Consider the following 6,506-nt stretch of genomic DNA (forward strand, 5'->3'; position numbering starts at 1 on the left):
TGCTTTGAACAGCCGGCTTAATGCACCGACGATCTTCCCGGTCCTGTTCGAGAGGGTGCTGTGCGTCACAGGCGGCGCCTCATCGCAGAACCTAGGGTGCGGACGTATTAGATCTATCGCATGGAAGCATTGCCCGCGGGCTTCGGGTCGACCGATCAGCCTGCTCTCGCCGCCCACAAGGACGTGCATGAGAACAGCGACCACACGATCCCCGTCAAACGGTACTCTATTTGCGCCAAGCATGAACATCCTGAACAGCGGAAGATACGCCCTTGACCCTCTCGAAAAAAACACTGGCCATCCTGCCTGTCCTCATCGGTATCCTCGTTCTGGTGCTCGCCGCTAGCGGCAAGAACACGCCGACGCGTTTACAGCCCACTGAAACGGTGACTGTGGCCCGCGTCACGACAGCAGACCCCCAGGCTTTCATACCGCGCATAACGGGTTTCGGCACCGTCGCCCCCTCCCGCACTGTGGATTTGATCGCGCAGGTTTCGGCGCGCGTCGTTCAGGTCGGCGAGGGCCTGAAGCGGGGAGCTTTCGTGTCCAAAGGCGACGTTCTCGCGACCCTGTCCGCAGAGGATTTCGAGCTCGAAATTGCGGAAGCGGGTAGCGAAATCGCGAGTGCGGAGGTAAATTTGGAAGAACTTGCGGTCGGCTTGCAGGCCCAGCAGAAGTCGCTCGAGATCGCGAAGGCCGTTCTGGATCTTGAAGTCCTTGAACTGAATCGCTTCAAAACGCTTCTCGATCGCAAGGTCATATCGGACCAGCAAGTGGAAAACCAGCAGGCCGCCGTCCTGCAGCAGGAGACCGCCGTCCAGAATCTCCGGAACGAGATCGCTCTGAACCCCGTCAAGAGGAAAGCTCTGGAGCAGGCAAGGCGTAAAAGCGAACTGCGCCTGGAAACAGCCCGGCTTGGCCACGCGCGCACAGTCATCCGGGCTCCCTTTGATGCACGGGTGGCGAGGGTCGATATAGAAATCGGAAAATTCGTTGCCGCCGGCACTTCCATAGGCGAGCTAGACGGAACAGAAGCCGCCAGCATAGATGTTCAGCTCAACCCGGTCAGCATGTCACAGTTTGCGGGTCTTCTTTTCGAGGGCCGGCCGGAAGCGGACGCAGGACTCCGCAATCTGGGCCGCGAACTGGAAAGAATTTCCGCAGTCGTCCGGATCGGTTCCAGCGGCGCCTGGCCAGCGACAGTCAAGCGCATCAGCGACACAGTCGATCCGGAAACCCGCTCGCTGGGACTGATCGTCGGCGTTGACAATCCATACGACGATGCCCGGCCGGGAACGCGAACACCCTTGGTCAAGGGCATGTTCGCGACGGTCGAGCTCGCCGGCCCAGAGATCGCCGACAGGTCAATTGTCCCCCGTAACGCGGTAGTCAATGGCAAGATCAAGATTGTATCGCAAAACAACCGCCTTGCGTTCGCGGATGCCCAGATCGCCTTTCAGCACGGCGACGTCGTGGTGCTTAGATCTGCCCTACCCGCCGGCACGAGAGTCGTTGTGAGCGACCTTTCTCCCGCGATCGAAGGCATGCTGCTGCGTCCGGTCGAAGACAATCTTCCGAGCCGTGACAACCTCTCCTCGACAGGCAATGCAGACAAGACCCGGAGCGCAGCCCGATGATCCGGTATTTCGTTCAGCATCCCACAGCCTCAAAGCTGCTCATGGCTGGTCTTATCTTCATCGGTCTGTTCAAAGCTCCGTCCCTTGTGATGGAGACTTTTCCGCAAATCCCGTTCAAGGAAGTCTCGGTCCGCATTGCTTTTCCGGGGGCGGCCGCAGTTGATGTCGAGCAAGCTGTCTGCCTCCGGGTTGAAGATGCGCTTGAAGCCGTCGAAAACATTGCCGAACTGAAATGCGTCTCGCAAGAAAATCTGGCGCAGGCGACTGTCCGCATGAGCGAGGGGTCCGATATCGACCAGTTGCTACGTGATGTCGTTCAGGAAATCGACGCGATCTCGGATTTCCCAGCGGGTGTCGAGGATCCTGCAATCGAGAAGGCAGGGCGCCAGAGCCGAGCAGCTTCGGTCGTGATAACGGGGATCGAGGACAAAATTCAGCTGAAAAACTATGCGGAGAGTGTCAAGGACCGCATGCTGAGATTCGGTGGAATCCCGCAAATTACGGTCGCGGGATTTTCCGGCCGCCAGATAAGAATTGAGGTTCGTGACGCTGTCGCTCGTCAACTGGGTCTGACCCTTCCAGAAATTGCCAGTACCCTGGAGCGCCAGAACATAAACGCCCCAGCTGGCCAGATCACAACTGAAACAGGCTCGATTCTGCTGCGGTTCGCCGACGAAAGACGCGCGATCCACGCCTATTCGTCGATCATCGTCGCCTCTTCGTTCCTTGGCGGAAAGATCCGCCTGGGGGACATAGCCACCATAACCGACACGTTCGAAGCAGAAGAGATCGAGACACGGCTCAACGGTCGTCTTGCAGCCGTCCTCGACGTTTCGAAAATCCGGAAAGACGATCTCATCCAGGTAGTGGAGCGCGTTCAGGCGTTCGTCGCTGAAGAGCGGCTGCGCGCTGCGCCCGGCGTGGAGCTGACAGTAACGAACGACGGCTCCGTCGCTTTGAAGGACAGACTGCGCATGCTCACAACAAACAGTATCCAAGGTCTGGTGCTGGTGGTGCTGGCCATGTGGGTCTTTTTCGGAGCGCGTCAGGCTTTTTGGATCGGCATGGGGCTCCCGGCGTCCTTTCTCGGGGCACTGGCGTTTATGGTGTTGCTCGGCATTACTATCAATATGCTGACAATGGTCGCACTGCTTATTGTGGTCGGAATCATGATGGATGACGCCATCGTGATTTCCGAGAACATCGCAACCAAACGGCGTCAGGGATTATCAGCGAAGGAAGCCGCGATTGAGGGAACGCGTCAGGTCGCACCGGGAGTCATCTCCTCGTTCCTGACGACTGCGGCGATCTTCGGATCGCTCTCTTTTTTGAGCGGCGATCTGGGCGATTTGCTCAGTGTGATACCAGTCGTGATGCTGCTGGTTCTCGCGGTCTCTCTATTAGAGGCCTTTTTGATCCTGCCCAATCACCTATCCCATTGCGCTTCGGCCGAACAGGCCAGTCGGATCGGACGATATGCTGACGACCTGCTTCGGCTGTTGTTCGACAAGGCGATCGGCCCGGGCGCCGCCTGGTCGGTGCGAAACCGCTATCTATCGGTCGGCCTGTGCGTGATGCTTTTCCTCGGTACACTGGCTCTGCTTGCGGGTGGGACACTCAAGTTCCAGGCATTTCCGAATGTCGAAGGCAATCAACTCGAAGCGAGGATCGAGCTTCCTGCCAGTGCCAATTTGACGGCAACCCGTCACGTCACGGCGGAAGTTATTGCGGCACTGCTGCGCATGGATGCGGCGCTGGCGCCGAATGAACCTGATGCTTCCTCCCTGCTCAGGAATGTGCTTGTACGGTACAACGAGAACAGCGATGCTGGAGCCAATGGCGCTCACTTGGCAACTGTTACGGTTGATCTTGTCGAAGGCGCGATCAGACAGGCAAGCAACGAACGCATACTGACGGCTTGGCGAGGCGAGATGCCGGACACCCTCGATGTCCGCCGCATCGTTATAACAGAGGCTGCCGTCGGCCCGGCTGGCAGGGCCATCGAGCTGCGCTTGTCCCATACGGACATTAATGATCTCGACAAGGCGTCCGAAGAGCTTCAGTCATGGCTTCAAAGCTATGACGGCGTTTACAACATTTCAGACAACCTTGCCCTCGGCAAACCCGAGCTAGCACTCTCGCTCAGGGACAGCGCGGGCGCGCTCGGCCTCGACGCACAGGCGATCGCCGACCAGCTTGCCGGCGCCTACAAGGGTATCGTCACCAACGAGGTCCAGATCGGGTCGGAGAGACTGGAGGTCAATCTGCGTCTGGCACTCGCGGACCGCGACAGTTTCGGCGACCTGGAGTCTTTCACGATCAAGGCACCGAGCGGCGACCGGGTGCCAATCGGCAATGTCTTGACAATCAATTCGGAGCGCGGTTTTGCCCGTATTGAGCGCATCGACCGCCGTCCTTCGGTCACCGTGGCTGGGGATGTTCTGCTCGGCGTCGCCAATGCCAACGAGATTGTGAAGGATACAGAACTTCGCTTCATTCCGGAGCTGCTTGCCAACCATCCTGGCCTGAAGGCGGAAACGGCGGGCCAGAGTTCCAAAAGCGCCGAAACCTTGGGTTCGATGGGCACAATTGTCGGAATCGGGTTTGTGATGGTCTTCATTCTGCTCAGCTTCCAGTTCCGGAGTTACGCCGAACCCGCGGTAGTCATGTCCCTGATACCCTTCTCATTGGGCGGTGCCGTGCTCGGCCATCTGCTTCTGGGAATCGATTTTTCCTTGCCAAGCATGCTCGGCGTGATCGCCCTGTCGGGGATTGTGGTCAACGACTCGATTCTGTTGGTCCAGTTTATCAAGAACGAACATTCTCCTGATCTAGACAGCGTTGCAGATATCGCCCCTCTGGGCGTCAAAGCGCGGTTCCGGGCGATTTTTCTGACCTCGCTAACGACGACCGCCGGAATGCTCCCGCTCTTGTTCGAGACCAGTGCCCAGGCGCAGGTTCTCGTTCCACTGGTTACTTCCATCGTCTTCGGGCTGATGGCGACCACACTCCTGATCGTTTTCATTGTGCCGGCGTTTTACACAATTCTGGACGACTTCGGCCTGACATCTCTGGCCGCAGAACGAAAACAAAAATCGCGTTTGCATGCGCAACAATGACCCGAGCAGGAAGCCAACCGGTTTAGCGTGCATAAGAAACTGGAATTCGGCGCTGATTTACGCGCGCAACGCCTCGTCCCAAACGGAACAGGTTCTGAGGCACCAACGTGATCGACAAACGGAATATGTGAAGCCTTTCGGCTTTCGCCCATACGCAGCCCAAAGGAGTTACTATGCGAACCTCACTTATACTCGCCGCACTGGCAATCACCGTGACGCCCGTCCTGTCGGACACGATTGAGGATCGCCTCGGCACGACCGCACTTTACGACCCCACCATAGAATACGTGCCCGCTGACGGCGTCGTGCGCCTGTTCGGTGCCGGCGGCCCTCATACGGCTTTTGCAAAAGTCGCCAGGGCCTTTGAGGAAGAGACCGGCAACCGGGTGGAAATCGTCGCCGGGCCGGAGGACAGATGGTCCGCGCAGGCCCAGGCGCAAGCGGATATACTATGGGGAACGTCGCAACAGTCCATGGCAGCGTTCTTGCTGACTTACACCGCATTCGAACTCAACGAGGTCAGGCCGGTTTATCTCCGCCCGGCGGTCATAGCGGTCAAGGCAGGCAACCCTAAGAATATTCGCGGTTTCGACGACTTGCTGGCCGAGGGCGTGCGCATTGTGGTGACGGAAGGCGCAGGCGTCTACAATACTTCTGGCACCGGGGTCTGGGAAGATGTCGCGGGACGGCTCGGCAAGCTTGAGGATCTGCAGGGCTTCAAGAACAACATAGTTTCCTACGCGCTCGGCTCTGGCGCCAGCTACCGCGAATTCGAACGTAGTAAGGTTGACGCATGGATCACTTGGCCCAACTGGCCGGCTACAAAAGAGGATCTAGAGATGGTCGAACTCGAACCAGAACGCTCGATCTACCGGGACGTAAACGTTGTTCTATCTCCCAAAGCAGACCCAGAAGCAGAACAGTTCCTGGACTTCCTAGTCTCTGCGGAAGCCCGCAAGCTCATGGCTTCGGAGGGCTGGGTGCGCTGATCACCTAATATCACGAACAAAATTCGATTGCGGATACTTTTCGGCAGTCTCCGTGAGAGGTATGGCCGTTTTGCGGCCTGGTGCGGAGGCGCGTGCGTTTAAAAATTCCAAACACGCCAGGCCCCTCGAATAAGCGTCCACAGGCCCCAGGATTTGTGGACGATTAAGACTTCAGCATTGCGCGTGTCCGGTTTCGATCTCCGGGCGGGAGGAAAGTCTGAGGTGGAGATCCCACAAAAAGGGCTCTCGGACGCCCCTGGAACCGAAATCAGTCGCCCTATTTAGCAGATTTTGCGCAAATCGCTCCCTTTCGGTCCCTGAGGGTTTGCAAAAGGGCAACACTTTCCGTTGCCATTCACTTGCCGAAAAGGGGCAATTTGCGCACAAACTAGGGCTAAATCTTGATCCGCGACCAGACCCTAGAAATTAAGGCTAACGCCAGCTCGAAGGGAATTGACGGCAGCATTGTCGCTGAACTCACCCGCGTAGGTTGTGGTTATGGAAAACCGACGAGTCAGGTCGAATGACGCCCCCATCTGAGCAAGAAGTGTGTGTTCGTCAAGCGGGACCCCGCCTATATTGAACGGGTCGCTACCGGCGAAAGAGGAAGTCACACTAGGTATGACGTCGCCAAAACTGTGCCGCCATGCAACGCTGCCATGCAGGTCTAGGCCTACACCCAGCCAGGGACCTGCGAAATGACGGTGCACCCGAAGTCCCACCGTGCTTGTACCTAGCGCCCGGGATGAAGCCCGAACCTT

The 6,506-nt window shown here is 57.8% G+C and carries 4 protein-coding genes; 3 read left to right on the forward strand and 1 reads right to left on the reverse strand.

From position 1 onward, the window contains the following. Positions 1 to 272: 272 nt before the first annotated feature. The 3 genes from ABJZ52_RS01235 (at position 273) to ABJZ52_RS01245 (ending at position 5,745) form a co-directional block, all read left to right on the forward strand. Positions 273 to 1,637: an HlyD family efflux transporter periplasmic adaptor subunit gene (locus ABJZ52_RS01235; RefSeq protein ID WP_348189938.1), complete on the forward strand. Its 1,365-nt coding sequence runs from the start codon at positions 273 to 275 to the stop codon at positions 1,635 to 1,637. Continuing rightward, the gene (locus ABJZ52_RS01240; protein ID WP_348189940.1) at positions 1,634 to 4,756 is read left to right on the forward strand and encodes an efflux RND transporter permease subunit; all 3,123 of its coding nucleotides are present in this window, start codon (positions 1,634 to 1,636) and stop codon (positions 4,754 to 4,756) included. The genes ABJZ52_RS01235 and ABJZ52_RS01240 overlap by 4 nt, the downstream gene beginning before the upstream one ends. Positions 4,757 to 4,929: 173 nt before the next feature. Continuing rightward, the gene (locus ABJZ52_RS01245) at positions 4,930 to 5,745 is read left to right on the forward strand and encodes an extracellular solute-binding protein (RefSeq protein ID WP_348189942.1); all 816 of its coding nucleotides are present in this window, start codon (positions 4,930 to 4,932) and stop codon (positions 5,743 to 5,745) included. A 419-nt stretch (positions 5,746 to 6,164) separates the two neighbouring features. Here ABJZ52_RS01245 and ABJZ52_RS01250 read toward each other — a convergent pair. Further along, on the reverse strand, positions 6,165 to 6,506 hold a 342-nt coding region (locus tag ABJZ52_RS01250; protein ID WP_348189944.1), incomplete at its 5' end, for an autotransporter domain-containing protein.

The sequence above is a fragment of the Roseibium sp. genome, assembly GCF_039982295.1.
Lineage (GTDB): Bacteria > Pseudomonadota > Alphaproteobacteria > Rhizobiales > Stappiaceae > Roseibium.

Bases quoted from the DNA above. Each gene is read 5' to 3' on its own strand.
- ABJZ52_RS01240 (WP_348189940.1), top strand. From the start codon at position 1,634: ATGATCCGGTATTTCGTTCAGCATCCCACAGCCTCAAAGCTGCTCATG.
- ABJZ52_RS01245 (WP_348189942.1), top strand. From the start codon at position 4,930: ATGCGAACCTCACTTATACTCGCCGCACTGGCAATCACCGTGACGCCC.